This window comes from Streptococcus sp. oral taxon 064, assembly GCF_001683375.1.
In the GTDB taxonomy this organism is placed as follows: domain Bacteria; phylum Bacillota; class Bacilli; order Lactobacillales; family Streptococcaceae; genus Streptococcus; species Streptococcus oralis_S.
Map to the genome: position 1 here is coordinate 1,025,895 of NZ_CP016207.1, position 19,845 is coordinate 1,045,739.

Annotated in this window: 19 protein-coding genes and 1 other RNA gene; 17 read left to right on the forward strand and 3 right to left on the reverse strand. The window is 43.8% G+C overall.

The genetic code is table 11. The annotated features are described in order from the left end of the window. The first annotated feature begins 9 nt into the window (after positions 1-9). The 15 genes from rnpB (at position 10) to tig (ending at position 14,809) form a co-directional block, all read left to right on the forward strand. Positions 10-391: RNase P RNA component class B (gene rnpB, locus AXF18_RS05020), an RNA gene on the forward strand. A gap of 83 nt (positions 392-474) precedes the next feature. Beyond that, complete coding sequence (locus tag AXF18_RS05025; RefSeq protein ID WP_065371582.1) at positions 475-1,632, forward strand: class I SAM-dependent RNA methyltransferase; 1,158 nt, start codon at positions 475-477, stop codon at positions 1,630-1,632. 12 nt (positions 1,633-1,644) lie between these two features. Then, entirely contained in the window at positions 1,645-3,063 is a 1,419-nt protein-coding gene (locus AXF18_RS05030) for a cell division site-positioning protein MapZ family protein (protein WP_065371583.1), read from the forward strand. Between the two features lie 75 nt (positions 3,064-3,138). Further along, on the forward strand, positions 3,139-4,563 hold the full coding sequence (gene gndA, locus AXF18_RS05035) for an NADP-dependent phosphogluconate dehydrogenase (RefSeq protein WP_061587344.1): 1,425 nt from the start codon (positions 3,139-3,141) through the stop codon (positions 4,561-4,563). An 11-nt stretch (positions 4,564-4,574) separates the two neighbouring features. Beyond that, on the forward strand, positions 4,575-5,264 hold the full coding sequence (locus AXF18_RS05040; RefSeq protein ID WP_000518005.1) for a response regulator transcription factor: 690 nt from the start codon (positions 4,575-4,577) through the stop codon (positions 5,262-5,264). A gap of 99 nt (positions 5,265-5,363) precedes the next feature. Next, complete coding sequence (cbpJ, locus tag AXF18_RS05045) at positions 5,364-6,365, forward strand: choline-binding protein CbpJ (protein WP_065371584.1); 1,002 nt, start codon at positions 5,364-5,366, stop codon at positions 6,363-6,365. 117 nt (positions 6,366-6,482) lie between these two features. Further along, entirely contained in the window at positions 6,483-7,361 is an 879-nt protein-coding gene (gene mvk, locus AXF18_RS05050) for a mevalonate kinase (RefSeq protein ID WP_049479306.1), read from the forward strand. Continuing rightward, complete coding sequence (gene mvaD, locus AXF18_RS05055; protein WP_065371585.1) at positions 7,343-8,296, forward strand: diphosphomevalonate decarboxylase; 954 nt, start codon at positions 7,343-7,345, stop codon at positions 8,294-8,296. Before mvk ends, mvaD begins: the two co-directional genes overlap by 19 nt. Next, entirely contained in the window at positions 8,283-9,290 is a 1,008-nt protein-coding gene (locus AXF18_RS05060) for a phosphomevalonate kinase (protein WP_065371586.1), read from the forward strand. The genes mvaD and AXF18_RS05060 overlap by 14 nt, the downstream gene beginning before the upstream one ends. Then, entirely contained in the window at positions 9,274-10,275 is a 1,002-nt protein-coding gene (gene fni, locus AXF18_RS05065) for a type 2 isopentenyl-diphosphate Delta-isomerase (protein ID WP_049550239.1), read from the forward strand. Before AXF18_RS05060 ends, fni begins: the two co-directional genes overlap by 17 nt. Before the next feature lie 166 nt (positions 10,276-10,441). Next, positions 10,442-11,140 (forward strand): cell wall-active antibiotics response protein LiaF, encoded by a 699-nt coding sequence (gene liaF, locus AXF18_RS05070; RefSeq protein ID WP_000714487.1) that lies wholly within the window; start codon positions 10,442-10,444, stop codon positions 11,138-11,140. Next, positions 11,137-12,135, forward strand: coding sequence for a sensor histidine kinase (locus tag AXF18_RS05075; protein WP_049499972.1), 999 nt, complete (start codon positions 11,137-11,139; stop codon positions 12,133-12,135). The genes liaF and AXF18_RS05075 overlap by 4 nt, the downstream gene beginning before the upstream one ends. Before the next feature lie 10 nt (positions 12,136-12,145). After that, positions 12,146-12,778 carry a response regulator transcription factor gene (locus AXF18_RS05080; protein WP_049499974.1) on the forward strand — a complete coding sequence of 211 codons (633 nt, stop codon included), beginning with the start codon at positions 12,146-12,148 and terminating at the stop codon, positions 12,776-12,778. After that, positions 12,779-13,435 (forward strand): DNA alkylation repair protein, encoded by a 657-nt coding sequence (locus AXF18_RS05085; protein ID WP_065371587.1) that lies wholly within the window; start codon positions 12,779-12,781, stop codon positions 13,433-13,435. Between the two features lie 90 nt (positions 13,436-13,525). Beyond that, on the forward strand, positions 13,526-14,809 hold the full coding sequence (tig, locus tag AXF18_RS05090; RefSeq protein WP_000116506.1) for a trigger factor: 1,284 nt from the start codon (positions 13,526-13,528) through the stop codon (positions 14,807-14,809). A 47-nt stretch (positions 14,810-14,856) separates the two neighbouring features. Here the strand turns inward: tig and AXF18_RS05095 are convergent, their stop codons facing one another. The 3 genes from AXF18_RS05095 to rnhC all read right to left on the reverse strand — a co-directional run bounded on the left by AXF18_RS05095 (position 14,857) and on the right by rnhC (position 18,853). Further along, on the reverse strand, positions 14,857-17,226 hold the full coding sequence (locus AXF18_RS05095) for an ATP-dependent RecD-like DNA helicase (protein WP_000454453.1): 2,370 nt from the start codon (positions 17,224-17,226) through the stop codon (positions 14,857-14,859). A 127-nt stretch (positions 17,227-17,353) separates the two neighbouring features. Beyond that, complete coding sequence (gene lepB / locus AXF18_RS05100; protein WP_001108432.1) at positions 17,354-17,968, reverse strand: signal peptidase I; 615 nt, start codon at positions 17,966-17,968, stop codon at positions 17,354-17,356. Positions 17,969-17,977: 9 nt separating this feature from the next. Continuing rightward, the gene (rnhC, locus tag AXF18_RS05105) at positions 17,978-18,853 is read right to left on the reverse strand and encodes a ribonuclease HIII (protein WP_000146895.1); all 876 of its coding nucleotides are present in this window, start codon (positions 18,851-18,853) and stop codon (positions 17,978-17,980) included. A gap of 86 nt (positions 18,854-18,939) precedes the next feature. Here rnhC and zapA point away from each other — a divergent pair, with 86 nt between their 5' ends. Together zapA and AXF18_RS05115 are read left to right on the forward strand one after the other, a co-directional pair. Beyond that, positions 18,940-19,242, forward strand: coding sequence for a cell division protein ZapA (zapA, locus tag AXF18_RS05110; RefSeq protein ID WP_000002028.1), 303 nt, complete (start codon positions 18,940-18,942; stop codon positions 19,240-19,242). Further along, positions 19,239-19,787, forward strand: a complete 549-nt coding sequence (locus AXF18_RS05115; protein WP_000623540.1) for a CvpA family protein — start codon at positions 19,239-19,241, stop codon at positions 19,785-19,787. Before zapA ends, AXF18_RS05115 begins: the two co-directional genes overlap by 4 nt. Positions 19,788-19,845: the final 58 nt, after the last annotated feature.

Below are 19,845 nucleotides of genomic sequence, written 5' to 3' on the forward strand. Positions count from 1 at the left end.
ATGAGTGCAATTTTTGGATAATCGCGTGAAGAGGATCTCTTTTCATGAGGAAAGTCCATGCTAGCACAGGCTGTGATGCCTGTAGTGTTTGTGCTAGGCGAATCCATAAGCCTAGGAACGAGAAATCGTTACGGCAGTCGAAATGGCTAAGTCTTCGGATAGGTCAAAATAGGCTTGAAAGTGCCACAGTGACGGAGTCTTTCTGGAAACAGAGAGAGTGGAACGCGGTAAACCCCTCAAGCTAGCAACCCAAATTTTGGTCGGGGCATGGAGTGCACGGAAACGAACGTAGTACTCTGACTGCTAGCAGCTTTATGCTGTTAGCGGTAGACAGATGATTATCGAAGGAAGTGGTCCTAGTCACTTCTGGAACAAAACATGGCTTATAGAAAATTGCATATAGGTTGGGGCTGAGAAATCTTTCTCAACCTCATTTTTTAAAGTGAACAAGAGAAAGGTCTTGCAAGACTAGAAATGAAAGAACAATTTAATTTAATCGCAACGGCTGCGGCGGGTCTTGAGGCTGTCGTTGGACGTGAGGTGCGAGATCTTGGTTATGATTGCCAGGTTGAAAATGGGCGTGTTCGCTTTCAAGGAGATGTGAAGGTAATCATTGAGACCAACCTTTGGCTTCGCGCAGCGGATCGCATCAAGATTGTAGTCGGAAGTTTTCCAGCTAAGACTTTTGAAGAGCTTTTTCAAGGCGTTTTTGCTCTAGATTGGGAAAACTATCTCCCGCTAGGAGCACGTTTCCCGATATCAAAGGCAAAATGTGTGAAGTCTAAACTCCACAACGAGCCCAGTGTTCAGGCTATTTCCAAGAAGGCTGTTGTGAAGAAATTACAAAAACACTATGCCCGCCCAGAAGGAGTTCCCTTGATGGAAACGGGTCCCGAGTTTAAGATTGAGGTATCTATCCTGAAAGATGTGGCAACGGTCATGATTGACACGACAGGTTCTAGCCTTTTTAAACGTGGTTATCGTACGGAAAAGGGTGGAGCACCCATCAAGGAAAATATGGCAGCGGCCATTTTACAACTCTCTAACTGGTATCCAGACAAGCCCTTGATTGATCCAACCTGTGGTTCAGGAACTTTCTGTATCGAGGCGGCTATGATTGCTAGAAAGATGGCGCCAGGACTTCGACGTTCCTTTGCTTTTGAGGAATGGAACTGGGTCAGCGATCGGTTAATCCAGGAAGTTCGCACAGAGGCGGCTAAGAAAATTGATCGTGAACTTGAGCTGGACATTATGGGCTGTGATATCGATGCTCGCATGGTGGAAATTGCCAAGGCAAATGCTCAAGCAGCAGGTGTCGCAGGTGATATCATCTTTAAGCAAATGCGGGTACAGGACTTGCGCACAGACAAGATTAATGGCGTTGTCATTTCCAATCCACCATATGGGGAACGCTTGTCTGATGATGCAGGAGTTACCAAGCTCTATGCTGAGATGGGACAGGTCTTTGCACCACTGAAAACGTGGAGTAAGTTTATCCTGACGAGTGACGAAGCTTTTGAAAGCAAGTACGGAAGCCTAGCTGATAAAAAGCGAAAACTCTATAACGGGACCTTAAAAGTGGATTTGTATCAATACTTTGGTCAGCGTGTCAAACGCCAAGAGGTAAAATAGAAAGGTGAACTCATGAGTAAGAAAAGACGTGATCGTCATAAAAAAGGACATCAAGAACCACAATTCGACTTTGACGAAGCAAAAGACTTGACTGTTGGTCAAGTCATTCGTAAGAATGAAGAGGTCGAAGCAGGAGTATTGCCTGAGGACAGTATCTTAGACAAATACATCAAACAGCACCGTGAAGAAATTGAAGCCGACAAGTTTGAAACTCGTCAATTTAAAAAAGAAGAACTGGCTTCTACTCAAAACCTAGAGGAAATGATCCAAGAAGTTCGTGAATCAAGTGAACCTTCTGATCAGGTAGACAATTCAGACGTGGTTGCTGAGGAATCTATTGAAGAGATAGAAAATGAAGAGACTACTCAGTTTGTTCCTCCACTTCAAGATGAAGAAAATGCTGAAATAGAGCCTCTCGTTTTAACAGAAACAGAGCCCAAGGAAATAAACGAGGAACAAGAAGAGGAGATTTATACACCTCTATCACGTTCGGCTCAAACAGAACCTGAAACAGGTTCTAAGAAGAAAGGTGTCATCATCATTGCTTCAGTAGTAGCTGCAATCCTTGTGCTTGCTGGAACATATTATGTCTACCGTCAAGTATCTCGTTCAAACCAAGAGGATGATCAAGGGACGCAAACAGCTTTGAAAGACTTCAATGATTTCTATGATACTTTCTATACGGATGCCAATAAGACAGCTCTGAAAAACAGCCAGTTTGATAAATTGAGCCAACTGAAAACCTTGCTAGATAAGTTAGAAGGTAGCCGTGATTATACACTAGCTAAGTCAAGATATGATAGCCTAGCAACTCAAATCAAGGCCATTCAAGATGTTAATGCCCTCTTTGAAAGTCCAGCAATCACTGACGGTGTCTTGGATACCAATGCGAAAGCCAAAGCAGACGCTAAGTTTACAGAAATCAAGACTGGGAACACAGAACTAGACAAACTCTTGGATAAGGCCATTAGTCTTGGCAAGAGCCAACAAACCAGTGCTTCCAGCTCAAGTTCAAGCTCTAGCACGAGTCAAGCAAGCTCAAGTTCAGCAACAGAAAGCAATGCAAGTAGTACGACACCTTCTACAAGCACTACGGCACCAGCTAGAGATACAAATGGTGGTTTGTCTGGCGATGGGGTTAATCTTCAAAGAAGTGCTAGTCGTGTACCGTACAACCAATCATCTGTAGACGATAGCAACAACCCTGCTTGGACCTTTGCGGATGGTGTATTGGAACAAGTCCTAGCAACATCACGTGCTCGTGGCTATATCACTGGAAATCAATATATCCTAGAACGTGTCAATATCGTAAACGGAAATGGTTATTACAACCTCTATAAACCAGATGGAACCTATCTCTTCACCCTTAACTGTAAGACTGGTTACTTTGTAGGGAATGGCTCTGGTCACGCTGATGACTTGGACTACTAGGAGACCGTTACAAAATTCTTTCCTTTCATAGGTAAAAATGATAAAATAAAACATATTAAACAAGAGGAGTGTCACATGACAAAAGCTAACTTTGGTGTCGTTGGTATGGCCGTAATGGGTCGTAACCTTGCCCTAAATATCGAATCTCGTGGCTATACAGTTGCCATTTACAACCGTAGTAAAGAAAAAACAGAAGACGTAATTGCTTGCCATCCTGAAAAGAACTTTGTGCCAAGCTATGACGTGGAAAGCTTTGTAAACTCAATCGAAAAACCTCGTCGTATCATGCTGATGGTTCAAGCTGGACCTGGTACAGACGCAACTATCCAAGCCCTTCTTCCCCACCTTGACAAGGGTGATATCTTGATCGACGGAGGAAACACTTTCTACAAAGATACCATCCGTCGTAATGAAGAATTGGCAAACTCAGGTATCAACTTTATCGGTACTGGGGTTTCTGGTGGTGAAAAAGGTGCCCTTGAAGGTCCTTCTATCATGCCTGGTGGACAAAAAGAAGCCTACGAATTGGTTGCGGATGTTCTCGAAGAAATCTCAGCTAAAGCACCAGAAGATGGAAAACCATGTGTGACTTACATCGGTCCTGATGGAGCTGGTCACTATGTGAAAATGGTCCACAACGGTATCGAGTATGGTGACATGCAATTGATCGCAGAAAGCTACGACCTCATGCAACACTTGCTTGGCCTTTCTGCAGAAGACATGGCAGAAATTTTTACTGAGTGGAACAAGGGTGAGTTGGACAGCTACTTGATCGAAATCACAGCTGATATCTTGAGCCGTAAAGATGATGAAGGTCAAGATGGACCAATCGTAGACTACATCCTGGATGCTGCAGGCAACAAGGGAACTGGTAAATGGACTAGCCAATCAGCTCTTGACCTTGGTGTGCCATTGTCACTCATCACTGAGTCAGTATTTGCGCGTTACATCTCTACATACAAAGAAGAGCGTGTACATGCTAGCAAGGTGCTTCCAAAACCAGCTACTTTCAAATTTGAAGGTGACAAGGCTGAGTTGATTGAAAAGATCCGTCAAGCCCTTTACTTCTCAAAAATCATCTCATACGCACAAGGTTTTGCTCAATTGCGTGTGGCTTCTAAAGAAAATAACTGGAACTTGCCATTTGCGGACATCGCATCTATCTGGCGTGATGGCTGTATCATCCGTTCTCGTTTCTTGCAAAAGATCACAGATGCCTACAACCGTGATGCAGACCTTGCAAACCTTCTCTTGGATGAATACTTCTTGGATGTCACTGCCAAGTACCAACAAGCAGTGCGTGATATCGTAGCTCTTGCTGTTCAAGCTGGTGTACCAGTACCAACCTTCTCAGCAGCTATTACTTACTTTGATAGCTACCGTTCAGCTGACCTTCCTGCTAACTTGATCCAAGCGCAACGTGACTACTTTGGTGCCCACACTTACCAACGTAAAGACAAAGAAGGAACATTCCACTACTCTTGGTATGACGAAAAATAAGTAGGTCTGCCATGGGGAAACGGATTTTATTACTTGAGAAAGAACGAAATCTCGCTCATTTTCTCAGTCTGGAACTCCAAAAAGAGCAATACCGTGTTGATCTGGTCGAGGAGGGGCAAAAAGCCCTCTCCATGGCTCTCCAGACAGATTATGACTTGATTTTACTGAATGCTCGTCTGGGGGATATGACGGCCCAGGATTTTGCAGAGAGGCTGAGTCGGACAAAACCTGCCTCAGTGATCATGGTCTTGGACCATCGCGAAGAATTGCAAGACCAGATTGAGACAATCCAGCGCTTCGCCGTTTCTTACATCTATAAGCCAGTGATTATTGATCAGCTGGTGGCTCGTATTTCAGCGATTTTCCGAGGTCGGGACTTTATCGACCAACATTGTAGTCAGATGAAGGTCCCAACGTCTTACCGCAATTTGCGTATGGATGTAGAACATCATACCGTTTATCGTGGCGAGGAGATGATTGCTCTGACGCGCCGTGAGTATGACCTTTTGGCCACTCTCATGGGAAGCAAGAAGGTCTTGACTCGTGAGCAGTTGTTGGAAAGTGTTTGGAAGTACGAAAGTGCGACAGAAACCAATATCGTGGATGTTTATATCCGTTATCTACGTAGCAAGCTTGATGTAAAAGGTCAAAAAAGCTACATTAAAACCGTGCGTGGTGTTGGTTACACCATGCAAGAATAGAAAAGCAGTTGCAGTTTTGTAACTGCTTTTTTTGAGAAGTTTCTATATATTGACATACAATAAAGTCTTTGCTACAATCAGTTATGGAGGAAAAATCTAATGAAAATAGTAAAAAAAATAATGCAAGTTGGACTAGCAGCCTTCTTCCTTGGTCTGTTAGCGACAAGCACCGTCTTTGCGGATGATGTTGATTCAGAAGGCTGGCAATTTGTCCAAGAAAATGGTAGAACCTACTACAAGAAGGGTGACATCAAAGAAACGGACTGGCGAGTGATTGATGGCAAGACCTATTATTTTGATTATAATGGTGAAATGGTTGTTGGTTGGCAATATATTCCAATGCCAGTTAAAGGATATACAATTGGTCCTTACCCAAATGGTATCAGATTAGAAGGTTCCCCAATGCCAGAATGGTACTACTTTGACAAAAATGGAGTGCTACAAGAGTTTGTTGGTTGGAAAGCATTAGAGGTTAAAACTAAAGACAGTGTTGGAAGAAAGTATGGGGAAAAACGTACAAACCCAGAAGATAAAGAAGAGAAGAGTTTTTACACGAACTATTACTTTAATCAAGATCATTCTTTAGAGACAGGTTGGCTTTATGACCAGTCTAATTGGTATTATTTAGCTAAAACGGAAATTAATGGAGAAAACTATATTGGTGGTGAAAGACGTGCAGGTTGGATAAACGATGATTCAACTTGGTATTATCTCGATGCAACAACTGGCATTATGCAAACTGGTTGGAAGCAAATTGGCAATAAGTGGTACTACCTCCGTTCATCAGGAGCTATGACAACTGGCTGGTATCAGGAAGGCTCAACTTGGTACTATTTAGATGCTGAAAATGGCGATATGAAAACAGGCTGGCAATATCTTGGGAACAAGTGGTACTATCTTCATTCATCAGGAGCCGTGGCGACTGGCTGGTATCAGGAAGGCTCGACTTGGTACTACTTACATGCAAGTAATGGAGATATGAAGACAGGCTGGTTCCAGGTCAATGGCAAATGGTACTATGCGTATGGTTCAGGTGCTTTAGCAGTGAATACAACCGTAGATGGTTATTCTGTCAACTATAATGGCGAATGGGTTCAATAATGAAAGAGGCGATTGTGAAGGAAACAATCGCTTTTTTTGTGAAAATATAATAAAATAGATAGGAGAAAATACTACTGTATGAAATGAGACGGTCTTTCCGTCTGGTTAAAGGAAAACATGACAAAAAAAGTTGGTGTCGGTCAGGCACATAGTAAGATTATTTTAATAGGAGAGCATGCGGTAGTCTACGGCTATCCAGCTATTTCTCTGCCTCTCTTAGAGGTGGAAGTGACCTGCAAGGTGGTCCCTGCTGAAAGCCCGTGGCGTCTTTATGAGGAGGATACCTTGTCCATGGCGGTTTATGCTTCGCTGGAGTATTTGGATATCAAAGAAGCCTGCATTCGATGTGTGATTGACTCGGCTATCCCTGAAAAACGTGGAATGGGTTCGTCAGCGGCTATCAGCATAGCAGCCATTCGAGCTGTTTTTGACTACTATCAAGCCGATCTGCCTCATGATGTACTAGAAATCTTGGTCAATCGGGCTGAGATGATTGCCCATATGAATCCAAGCGGGTTGGATGCCAAGACCTGTCTCAGTGACCAGCCCATTCGCTTTATCAAGAATGTTGGTTTTACAGAGCTTGAGATGAACCTATCCGCTTATTTGGTCATTGCCGATACGGGCGTGTATGGTCACACTCGTGAAGCAATCCAAGTAGTTCAAAGTAAGGGCAAGGATGCCCTACCCTTTTTGCATGCCTTGGGAGAATTGACCCAGCAGGCAGAAGATGCGATTAGAAGAAAAGATGCGGAGGGACTGGGACAAATCCTCAGTCAAGCGCATTTACATTTAAAAGAAATTGGTGTCAGCAGCCCTGAGGCAGACTCCCTCGTTGAAACGGCTCTTAGCCATGGTGCTCTAGGTGCCAAGATGAGTGGTGGTGGACTAGGAGGCTGTATTATCGCCTTGGTAGCCAATCTGGATCAAGCGCAAGAACTAGCAAAACGATTAGAAGAGAAAGGAGCTGTTCAGACATGGATCGAAAGCCTGTAACAGTACGTTCCTACGCAAATATTGCCATTATCAAATATTGGGGAAAGAAAAAAGAAAAAGAAATGGTTCCTGCGACCAGCAGTATTTCTCTGACTTTAGAAAACATGTACACAGAGACGACCTTGTCGCCTTTACCGACGGATGCGACTGCTGATGCCTTTTATATCAATGGTCAGCTTCAGAGTGAGGCTGAGCATGCCAAGATGAGCAAAATCATCAACCGTTACCGTCCAGAAGGTGAGGGATTTGTCCGTATCGATACCCAAAACAACATGCCGACTGCGGCTGGCTTGTCATCCAGTTCTAGTGGTTTGTCCGCCTTGGTCAAGGCTTGCAATGCTTATTTCCAGCTTGGTCTGAATCGGAGCCAGTTGGCGCAGGAGGCTAAGTTTGCCTCAGGGTCGTCCTCTCGCAGTTTTTATGGACCGCTAGGTGCTTGGGATAAGGATAGCGGGGAAATTTACCCTGTAGAAACAGACTTGAAACTAGCTATGATTATGTTGGTGCTGGAGGACAAGAAAAAACCAATCTCTAGCCGTGATGGGATGAAACTCTGTGTGGAAACCTCGACGACTTTTGACGACTGGGTGCGCCAGTCTGAGAAAGATTATCAAGATATGCTGGTCTATCTCAAAGAGAATAACTTTGCAAAGGTTGGGGAATTAACGGAGAAAAATGCCTTAGCCATGCACGCTACGACCAAGACTGCTAGTCCAGCCTTTTCTTATCTAACGGATGCTTCCTATGAAGCCATGGACTTTGTTCGCCAGCTTCGTGAGCAAGGTGAAGCCTGTTACTTTACCATGGATGCCGGTCCCAATGTCAAGGTCCTCTGTCAAGAGAAAGATTTGGATCATCTATCAGAAATCTTCGGTCAACGTTATCGCTTGATTGTGTCAAAAACAAAGGATTTGAGCCAAGATGATTGCTGTTAAAACTTGCGGGAAACTCTATTGGGCAGGTGAATATGCTATTCTAGAGCCAGGGCAGTTGGCCTTGATAAAGGCCATCCCCATCTATATGAAGGCTGAGATTGCTTTTTCTGACAGCTACCGTATCTACTCAGATCTGTTTGATTTTGCAGTGGACTTGACGCCAAATCCTGACTACAGTTTGATTCAAGAAACGATTGCTTTGATGGGGGACTTCCTCGCCAATCGTGGTCAGACTTTGCGACCTTTTTCCTTGGAAATCCGTGGAAAAATGGAACGGGAAGGCAAAAAGTTTGGTCTAGGTTCTAGTGGTAGCGTCGTTGTCTTGGTGATTAAGGCCCTGCTGGCTCTATATGATATTACGGTTGATCCGGAACTCTTGTTTAAGCTGGCTAGCGCGGTCTTGCTCAAGCGAGGCGACAATGGTTCTATGGGAGACCTTGCCTGTATTGTGGCAGAAGATTTGGTTCTCTACCAGTCTTTTGATCGAAAGAAGATAGCTGCGTGGTTGGAAGAAGAAAGCTTGGCGACGGTTTTGGAGCGTGACTGGGTCTTTTCTATCTCACAAGTGCAACCGGGCCTAGAATGTGATTTCCTAGTGGGATGGACCAAGCAAGTGGCCGTATCGAGTCAAATGGTCAAGCAAATCAAACAAAACATAGACCAGAACTTTTTAACTTCCTCAAAAGCAACAGTGGTTACTTTGGTAGAAGCCTTGGAGCAGGGGAATGCAGAAAAAATTATCGATCAGGTGGAAACAGCCAGTCAGCTTTTAGAAGGCTTGAGCCCAGATATTTACACGCCTTCGCTGAGACAGTTGAAAGAAGCCAGTCAAGATTTGCTGGCTGTTGCCAAAAGTAGTGGCGCTGGTGGTGGTGACTGTGGCATTGCCTTGAGTTTTGATGAGCAATCAACTGAAACCTTAAAAAACCGTTGGGCCGATCTGGGGATTGAGCTCTTATACCAAGAAAGGATAGGACATGACGACAAATCGTAAGGATGAGCACATCCGCTATGCCCTTGAGCAGAAAAGTTCCTATAATAGCTTTGATGAGGTGGAGTTGATTCATTCTTCCCTGCCTCTTTATGACCTGGATGAGATTGATTTGTCTACAGAGTTTGCAGGTCGAAAGTGGGACTTTCCTTTTTATATCAATGCCATGACAGGTGGGAGCAAAAAAGGTAAAGAAATCAATCAAAAACTGGCTCAGGTGGCAGAAGCCTGTGGGATTTTGTTTGTAACGGGCTCTTATAGTGCAGCCCTAAAAGATCCAACAGATGATTCTTTTTCTGTCAAATCCAGCCATCCAAAGCTGCTCCTTGGAACCAATATTGGCTTGGACAAGCCTGTTGAGTTGGGACTTCAGACTGTGCAAGAGATGAATCCTCTTCTTTTACAAGTGCACGTCAATGTTATGCAGGAATTGCTCATGCCAGAGGGAGAAAGAAAGTTTCGAAGCTGGCAATCGCATCTGGCAGACTATAGCAAGCAAATCCCCGTTCCTATTATTCTCAAGGAAGTAGGTTTTGGGATGGATGTGAAGACCATCGAACGAGCCTATGAATTGGGTGTTCGAACGGTTGACCTGTCGGGTCGTGGTGGTACCAGCTTTGCTTATATCGAAAACCGTCGCAGTGGTCAGCGTGATTATCTCAATGAATGGGGTCAGTCTACTATGCATGCCCTTCTCAATGCCCAAGACTGGAAAGACAAGGTTCAACTCTTGGTCAGCGGAGGGGTTCGAAATCCTCTTGATATGATTAAGTGCCTGGTCTTTGGTGCCAAGGCTATAGGACTGTCACGTACCGTTCTTGAGTTGATTGAAACCTACTCCGTCGAAGAGGTGATTAGCATTGTCCAAGGCTGGAAAGAAGATTTACGCTTGATCATGTGTGCCCTTAACTGTGCCACCATAGCGGATCTGCAAAACGTAGACTATATTCTTTATGGTAAACTAAAAGAAGCAAAAGATCAGATGTAGTGAGGTCGGGACAAGAATCCCGCCCTTTTTTGTAGCCTTTTGTCAACTGTGGTGAGTTGATGAAACCTAGCTTCTACGAGCGATTTCTGTCCCATCGCCTTTTTCCATCCTCAGACCGAGGTGACTTTTTTGAATTGTGATAAAATAGAAGGGAGAGGATGCGTCTATGAAAAAATTTCAAATCTTTTTATTTATCGAAGCCTGTCTCTTGACGGGAGCTCTGATTTTGATGGTATCAGAGCATTTTTCGCGTTTTCTGCTGATTCTATTCCTCTTTTTGCTTTTGCTTCGTTATTATACAGGTAAAGAGGGCAACAACGTTTTCCTCCTTGTAGCAACCATTCTTTTCTTTTTCATCGTCATGCTCAATCCCTTTGTGATTTTAGCCATCTTTGTAGCGGTCATATACAGTCTCTTTCTTCTCTATCCGATGATGAATCAAGAAAGAGAGGAGACCGACTTGGTCTTTGAAGAGGTGGTAACGGTGAAAAATGAACGCAATCCTTGGTTTGGCAATCTCCATCATTTTTCTAGCCACCAGACCTGCCAATTTGATGATATCAACCTCTTTCGCCTCATGGGCAAGGACACCATTCATTTGGAAAGAGTTATCCTAACCAATCATGACAATGTCATTATCCTTAGAAAGATGATCGGAACGACTAGGATTATCGTACCTGTAGATGTGGAAATCAGTCTCAGTGTCAACTGCCTCTATGGAGATCTTACCTTCCTTCATCAGCCTAAGCGAGCCCTTCGTAATGAACATTATCATCAGGAAACCAGAGACTACCTCAAGAGTAACAAGAGCGTCAAGATTTTCCTAACTACTATGGTTGGCGATGTGGAGGTGGTCAGAGGATGAAAAAGCAATCTTATCTGTTAATCGGCCTGACTTCTTTCCTCTTTATCCTCTTTTTGACTAATAGTTTACTTGATATTTTTGAACTAGACTGGTCCTATTTGCTACAGGATATCGAGAAAACAGAGAAACTCATCTTCTTGATCTTGGTCTTTAGCCTTTCCATGACATTCTTTTTTGTCCTCTTTTGGCGCGTGATAGAAGAAGTCTCTCGCAGAAAAATGCAAGTCAATCTCAAGCGACTGCTAGCAGGGAAAGAGGTGGTTGCCTTTGCAGATCCAGACTTGGATGCTAGTTTTAAGTCCTTGTCTGGCAAGCTCAACCTCTTGACAGAGGCTGTTCAAAAGGCTGAAAATCAAAGCCTGGTCAAGGAAGAAGCAATCATCGAGAAGGAAAGGAAGCGGATAGCACGTGACTTGCACGATACAGTTAGTCAGGAGTTGTTTGCGGCCCATATGATTTTATCAGGTGTCAGTCAGCAGGCTTTGAAGCTGGATAGAGAAAAGATGCAGACCCAGTTGCAAAGTGTTGCAGCTATCCTTGAAACAGCCCAGAAAGATTTGCGGGTCTTGCTCCTACATTTGCGACCTGTTGAGTTGGAGGAGAAGAGTTTGATTGAGGGGATTCAAATCCTCTTAAAAGAGCTTGAGGACAAGAGTGATCTCAAGGTTAGTCTCAAGCAAAATGTGTCTAAATTGCCTAAGAAGATTGAAGAACATATCTTCCGTATTTTGCAGGAGTTGATCAGCAATACCCTTCGCCATGCCCAGGCCTCTTGTCTAGATGTCTACCTCTATCAGACAGATGTTGAAGTGCAGCTGAAGGTGGTGGATAATGGGATTGGTTTCCAGTTAGGGAGTTTAGACGACTTGAGTTATGGACTGCGAAATATCAAGGAGCGGGTCGAAGATATGGCAGGAAACATTCAACTTTTGACAGCACCTAAGCAAGGACTGGCGGTTGATATCCGTATTCCCCTGCTAGACAAGGAATCATAAAGGAGTAGAGATGAAAATTTTACTGGTAGATGACCATGAAATGGTCCGATTGGGCTTGAAAAGCTATTTTGATCTCCAAGACGATGTGGAAGTTTTGGGCGAGGCTGCCAATGGGGCTCAAGGTATTGACTTGGCCTTGGAACTGCGTCCAGATGTCATTGTCATGGATATCGTCATGCCTGAGATGAATGGGATTGATGCAACCTTGGCCATCCTCAAAGAATGGCCTGAAGCCAAGATATTAATTGTCACCTCTTACTTGGACAATGAAAAAATTATGCCAGTCTTGAATGCGGGTGCCAAAGGTTATATGCTCAAGACTTCTAGTGCAGACGAACTGCTCCATGCAGTTCGCAAGGTGGCTGCTGGAGAGCTTGCTATTGAACAAGAGGTCAGCAAGAAGGTCGAATACCACCGTAATCATATGGAGCTTCATGAGGAGCTGACTGCGCGTGAGCGAGACGTACTTCAACTCATCGCCAAGGGCTACGAAAATCAGCGCATTGCAGATGAACTCTTCATCTCTCTCAAGACAGTCAAGACCCATGTGTCCAACATCCTAGCCAAACTTGAGGTCAGTGATCGCACCCAGGCTGCGGTCTATGCCTTTCAGCACCACTTGGTCGGGCAGGAGGACTTTTAGATGAGTCTTGCAGATTTACTTGTGGAGCTAGAAGCAGCAAAAGACCCTGAGAAAGCAGGCCCAATGGAAGCCTATATGCGCCATCAATTTCCCTTTTTAGGTATTGCAGGTCCTGAAAGAAATGCCCTCTATAAAAAGTATTTTCCAAGCGCGAAAAAAACAAAGACGATCGATTGGGATTTTGTAGACACTTGCTGGGAAAAGGAATCTAGAGAATACCAATATGTAGCTGCAAACTATTTGAAAGCTATGCAGTCTTATCTAACGAAGGATGATTTGCCTGAGCTTGAGCGTCTAGTCGTGACCAAGTCCTGGTGGGACACAGTAGATATTCTAGATAGAGTAGTTGGGAGTTTGGTGGCTAACCATCCGAAACTTGAAGAAGTGATTTTAAAATGGAGCCTATCGGACAATATCTGGCTGAGACGAGTTGCTATTGACCACCAGTTGTTAAGAAAAGAGAAGACAAATGTCCAACTGATGGAAAAGGTCCTGCTCAATAATCTAGACCAGACAGAATTTTTTATCAACAAAGCCATCGGCTGGGCTCTAAGAGACTACTCTAAAACCAATCCAGAATGGGTAGCACGTTTTATTGAAAAAAATCAGAAGAGAATGGCTGAACTTAGTATCAGGGAAGCGAGCAAGTACCTCTAGCACTATTGAAAAGCGCATTCATTACTTGAAAAAAGTCGCTATTATATGGTATAATGGACTGTATTAAAAATTTTAAGGAGAAATGACAGAATGTCTGTATCATTTGAAAACAAAGAAACAAACCGTGGTGTCTTGACTTTCACTATCTCTCAAGACCAAATCAAACCAGAATTGGACCGTGTATTTAACTCAGTAAAGAAAACTCTTAACGTTCCAGGTTTCCGTAAAGGTCACCTTCCACGCCCTATCTTCGACCAAAAATTTGGTGAAGAAGCTCTTTATCAAGATGCAATGAACGCACTTTTGCCAAACGCTTATGAAGCTGCAGTAAAAGAAGCTGGTCTTGAAGTGGTTGCGCAACCGAAAATTGACGTAACTTCAATGGAAAAAGGTCAAGACTGGGTTATCACAGCTGAAGTCGTGACAAAACCTGAAGTAAAATTGGGTGACTACAAAAACCTTGAAGTATCAGTTGATGTAGAAAAAGAAGTAACTGACGCTGACGTTGAAGAACGTATCGAACGCGAACGCAACAACTTGGCTGAATTGGTTATCAAAGAAGGCGCTGCTGAAAATGGCGACACTGTTGTGATTGACTTCGTTGGTTCTATTGACGGTGTTGAATTTGACGGTGGAAAAGGTGAAAACTTCTCACTTGGACTTGGTTCAGGTCAATTCATCCCTGGTTTTGAAGACCAATTGGTTGGACACTCAGCTGGCGAAACTGTTGATGTAGTTGTAACATTCCCAGAAGACTACCAAGCAGAAGACCTTGCAGGTAAAGAAGCTAAATTCGTAACAACTATTCACGAAGTAAAAGCAAAAGAAGTTCCAGCTCTTGACGATGAACTTGCAAAAGACATCGACGAAGAAGTGGAAACTCTTGACGAATTGAAAGAAAAATACCGCAAAGAATTGACTGCTGCGAAAGAAGAAGCATACAAAGATGCCGTTGAAGGTGCAGCAATCGATAAAGCTGTAGAAAACGCTGAAATCGTAGAACTTCCAGAAGAAATGATCCACGAAGAAGTTCACCGTTCAGTAAATGAATTCCTTGGAAACTTGCAACGCCAAGGGATCAACCCTGACATGTACTTCCAAATCACAGGAACTACTCAAGAAGACCTTCACAAACAATACGAAGCAGAAGCTGAGTCACGTACGAAGACTAACCTTGTTATCGAAGCAGTTGCCAAAGCTGAAGGATTTGACGCTTCAGAAGAAGAAATCCAAAAAGAAATCGAGCAATTGGCAGCAGACTACAACATGGAAGTTGCACAAGTGCAAAACTTGCTTTCAGCTGACATGTTGAAACACGATATCACTATCAAAAAAGCTGTTGAATTGATCACAAGCACTGCAACAGTAAAATAATCTTAAAAGAGAAAAAGCCCACCTGACTAGGTGGGCTTTCTGTTGCACTATTTTCCAAAAATCTCTTTTAAGTCAGCATCTGTAATTCCAATCATAGCGGGAATACTAGACCAGTTTTCTTCGGTGAGGATGTAGGATTGTTCAGAGTCACTTGCTGTGGCAGTTTCAGAGAAGGCTTGTTTACTTTCTTCAATAGTAGTTTCAATTAAATCACTGAAGCGCTCAATCAGATAGGTCTTGCGAGCAGTCCCGATATGCTTGACTGCATAGTCAAAGGCCTGTAATTCACCGAGAAGGATGAGCTTGCTCTTAGCCCGTGTGATAGCTGTGTAGATGAGATTTCGCTCCAGCATGCGCTTGCTAGCACTGGTGATGGGCAGGATAACAACAGGAAACTCACTTCCCTGAGACTTATGGATACTCATGGCATAGGCTAGTCGAATCTTGTACCATTCGTTGCGTGGATAGATGACCTCATTGCCATCAAAATCAATGACAATCTCGTCTTGTTTGGACTCGGTGTATTTTCCAGGAATTAGGTCTGTGATGTATCCTAGGTCTCCATTAAAGACATTGACTTCAGCGTCGTTGACTAGGTGAATAACCTTGTCCCCTGTTCGATAGTGACACTGAGTTGCTTCAAAGCTAACTTGCCCCTTTTGCTGAGGATTGAGCAGGTCTTGCATGAGTTGGTTGATGGCGTCAATACCAGCAGTTCCTCGATACATAGGCGCTAGCACCTGAATATCGCGAGCCGGAATGCCACTTCTGAGGGCAGCGCCGAGGATTTTCTCAATGGTAGCTGGGATATGGCCACTAGCGATTTCAAAGTAGGAACGGTCAGCTTTTTTCTGGGTAAAGTCAGCTGGCAAGATGCCTTGTCGAATCTGACTCGCCAAGGTAACGATAGTTGATTCTTCGCTCTGACGGTAAATCCGTTCCAAACAAGTCTGCGGAATCAGGGGTATCTGGAGCAGGTCAGCAAGGACTTGTCCGGGACTAACAGAAGGCAACTGGTCACTGTCTCCCACGATGAGTATTTTACTGTTAGAAGAGATGTTGGAGAAGAGTTGGTTAGCTAGCCAAGTGTCCACCATAGAAAACTCATCCACGATGATAAAGTCGGCATCCAGATAATCTTCCAGATGGCTGGTATCATCGTCACCCGTCATTCCCAAATGACGGTGTATGGTCGCGCTAGGCAAACCTGTCAATTCATTCATGCGCCGAGCCGCTCGACCAGTTGGAGCAGCTAGAAGAATCGGCAGATTGCTTTTCTTCCTGAGGTCAAGTCCTTCTAAAAGTGCATAAACAGCGATAATTCCATTGATAACAGTCGTCTTACCAGTACCAGGTCCACCTGTTAGGATAAAGACCTTGTTCTGGATAGCGTCGCAGATAGCCTGTTTTTGAATGGTATCGTACTGGATACCAAGCTCTTCCTCAACACTGGAGATATGCTTTTGAATGGTTTCCAAATCCTGACTTTTCTGCTTTCCTTTTTCAAGGATACGAACTAAGTGACTGCGAATGCCTTCTTCAGCGAAAAAGAGGCTGTTATCAAAGATTTTGGTATCAATCTGCTGAACCTTGTCCTCTTCAATTAGATGAGATAATTCCTGAGCTACTTGGCTGGGATCCAGTTCCACGGGACGGGAAGATTCGAGAAGAGTCAGGGTTTGTTCCAGCAAATCTCGGGCTTCCATATAGGTATCGCCTGTATCCATACAACCTTGAAAGAGACTATGGACAAGGCCAGCACGGAAGCGCTCGGGAGCTTGACTTTCGATGCCTAGTTCGGCAGCTAATTGGTCAGCAATGGTAAAGCCCAAACCCTTGATATCCTCAACCAGTTGGTAGGGATAGTTTTCGACAATATCTAGCGTTTCTTCCTTGTAAAAGTCTTGAATCTGAAAGGCCAGTTTATTGGGAATGCCGTAGTTGGCAAGTTTAGCCAAGACCATTTCTGTCCCATAGTTGAGACGAAGGGTAGAAACAAAAGCCTCACGGTTTTTGGCAGAGAGTCCTGAGATGCCTTCTAGCTTTTCAGGATGTTCCAGAATTTCATCAATGGTATTGTCACCATAGCTATCAACGATTTTTTGGGCCGTTTTGAGACCAATTCCCTTGAAATGACTGCTAGAAAAGTACTTGACGAGGCCCTTGCTAGTTGGTTTTGCGCGTTCATAACGGTTGATCTGAAGCTGTTCCCCATACTTGGAGTGCTGAACGATTTGCCCCCAAAAAGTGTAGTCTTCCCCTTCAATCACGTCCGCCATGGTTCCTGTAACGATGATTTCAAAATCGTCAAAGTCCTCCGCGTCCGTATCTTCGATATCTAGGAGGAGAATGCGATAAAAATTACTGGGATTTTCAAAAATAATCCGTTCAATGGTGCCTGAAAAATAAACTTCCATAGGTTTCCTTTACATGAGTTCGTGAGAGTTGGACCCTTAGCCACTTTGAAAAGCTAGATTACTTTAAGGTTTTCTCTCGCAATAGAAAAAGAGACTGAGACTTAGCATTCTCGGCCTCTTCCTTATCTTAAAATGTTCCGATACGGTTAAGTGGCCAGAAACGGAATTTTGCTTCACCTTTTATATCGCTGGCCTTAAAGGTACCAACGTGGCGGCTGTCGCTAGAGACTAGACGATCGTCACCAAGGAGAAGGTACTCACCTTGAGGGACAGTAAAGCTGAAGCTGGTATTGGAATTGACATCAACCGTAAAGGCTTGTGCTTTTTGAGCAAGTTCTCTAAAGTAAACTCCCTTATTGCCTTCAAATCCTTTGCCAGTATAGGTGTTTTGCAACTTTTCTGTTTTGAACAAGTTGAGATATTCAGCTAGGTAAGGTTCATTCGTTTCTTCACCGTTGATAAAGAGTTTGTCATTTTCGTAGCGGATGGTATCACCAGGCATGCCGATAACCCTTTTGACAATGTCTTTATTTCCGTCTTCCTCATGCGCAACCACGATGTCGAAGCGGTCAATTGGGAGGTGTTTAACAACAAAGAGAACTTCTCCGTCGGCTAGGGTAGGGTCCATCGAATGTCCTTCCACACGGACATTGCTCCAAAGGAAGATGCGGCTAAGACCTACCAGTGCGATAACCAGGAAGATGACTCCCCATTCTTTTATAAATGATTTTAAATAGTTCATGGTTTACCTCTATAGAAGTTTTTTTGCTTTTTCAGTGTTTTTAAAATGCAGTTTGGCACAGAAATGAAGTCCCTTCATGCCATAGGCCTGAAGGATTTTGCTAGCAACCTTATCTGATGCAGTCCCAGCGCCACTTGGCAGTTGATAGCCCAGTTCTCGTCCTAGATTTTCCAAGTTTTCGAGGAAGAGATCCCGCGCAATGATGGAGCTAACCGCAACAGCCAGGTATTTGCCCTCGGCTTTTTCTTCTAAGCTAATTTTGTTTGGAAAACGGTTGGCTTCTTGCGCCAAGTACTTGTCATAGTTTTTAGGACTTGTAAAAGCGTCAATCACGATTTTTTCTGGCTGGACTCCTTTTTGAAGCAGGAGAAAGATAGCCTGATTGTGAAGGGCAACCTTTACAGAAACAGCATTGTAACGCTCTCCGATAACTTCGTTGTACTTGCTCGGTGAAAGGAGGAGTGCTTGATGCTGGATTTTTTCCTTGAGGATAGGGGCAATCTGACGAATCTTTTGGTCAGTCAAGGTTTTTGAATCCCCTACGCCGAGTTTTCGCAAGAAGTCATGCTGGTCCGGTGTCACAAAGGAAGCCACGACAGCCAGCCCACCAAAGTAGGAACCATTCCCCACCTCATCGGTCCCAATCATAGGAAAATCTTGTCCACTGGTTTCCTCTACAACTTGATAGCCAAAGAAACTGGCGTACTGCTCAGCAGCTTCGCCCTGAAGGAGGACTTTTCCAGAAGTATAGATGGAAACCGTTGCCTGAGGGAAGCGCAAAAAATAGCGGATATAGGGATTTTTACTAGGACTGAGAGCCTTCTGATACTGACTTAAAAAGCTCTGAATTTCCTGTTCACTTGGTGTGAGTGTGATACTTGCCATAGTCTCTATTGTACCACAAAAGCAGGAGAATTGGTAAAAACTGACAAAGTTAGCGAAATTTGGTATAATATCGTGAGGTGAATTTTATGGCAAATCTAAATCGATATAAGTTTACATTCGGGAAAAAGACATTAACCTTGACAACCGAGCATGACAACCTCTTCATGGAGGAAATTGCCAAGGTTGCGACTGAAAAGTACCAAGCAATTAAAGAACAAATGCCTGGGGCAGATGATGAAACCATTGCGCTTCTTTTGGCGGTCAATTGTCTATCTACACAACTCAACCGTGAGATTGAATTTGATGACAAGGAGCAAGAGTTGTTAGAACTCCGCCACAAGTTGATTGCTGTCAAACAAGAACAGAGCAAGATTGAGGACTCCCTATGATTTCAATCCTACTCTTATTGGTTCTGGCTTGGGGCTTTTACATCGGCTACCGTAGAGGTTTGGTCCTGCAAGTTTATTATTTCCTCGTGGCAGTGATTTCAGCCTTTGTTGCGGGACAGTTTTATAAATCACTGGGCGACCACTTCCACTTGCTTGTCCCTTATGCCAATCCTCAGGAAGGACAGGGAACCTTTTTCTTCCCTTCAGACCAGCTGTTTCATCTAGACAAGGTCTTTTATGCGGGTCTAGCCTATCTTCTAGTTTTTGGGATTTGCTACACTATCGGACGTTTTATCGGTTTGTTCCTGCACTTGATTCCAACTAAAAAGCTTGATGTCAAATGGTTGCGTATCGGATCAGGCGTTTTGTCTCTATTGGTAACCTTATTTGTCTTGCAAATGGCTCTGACCATCCTTGCAACAGTACCTCTGGCAGTCATTCAAAATTCACTCGAAAAAAGTACAGTAGCCAAACACATCATCCAAAGTGTCCCTTTTACGACAAATCTTATCAAACAACTCTGGGTGACAAATTTAATCGGATAAAAAGGGCGGGATTTTTCCTAGCCCTTTGTTTACAGATTGGACGACTAGGTCAAAACAC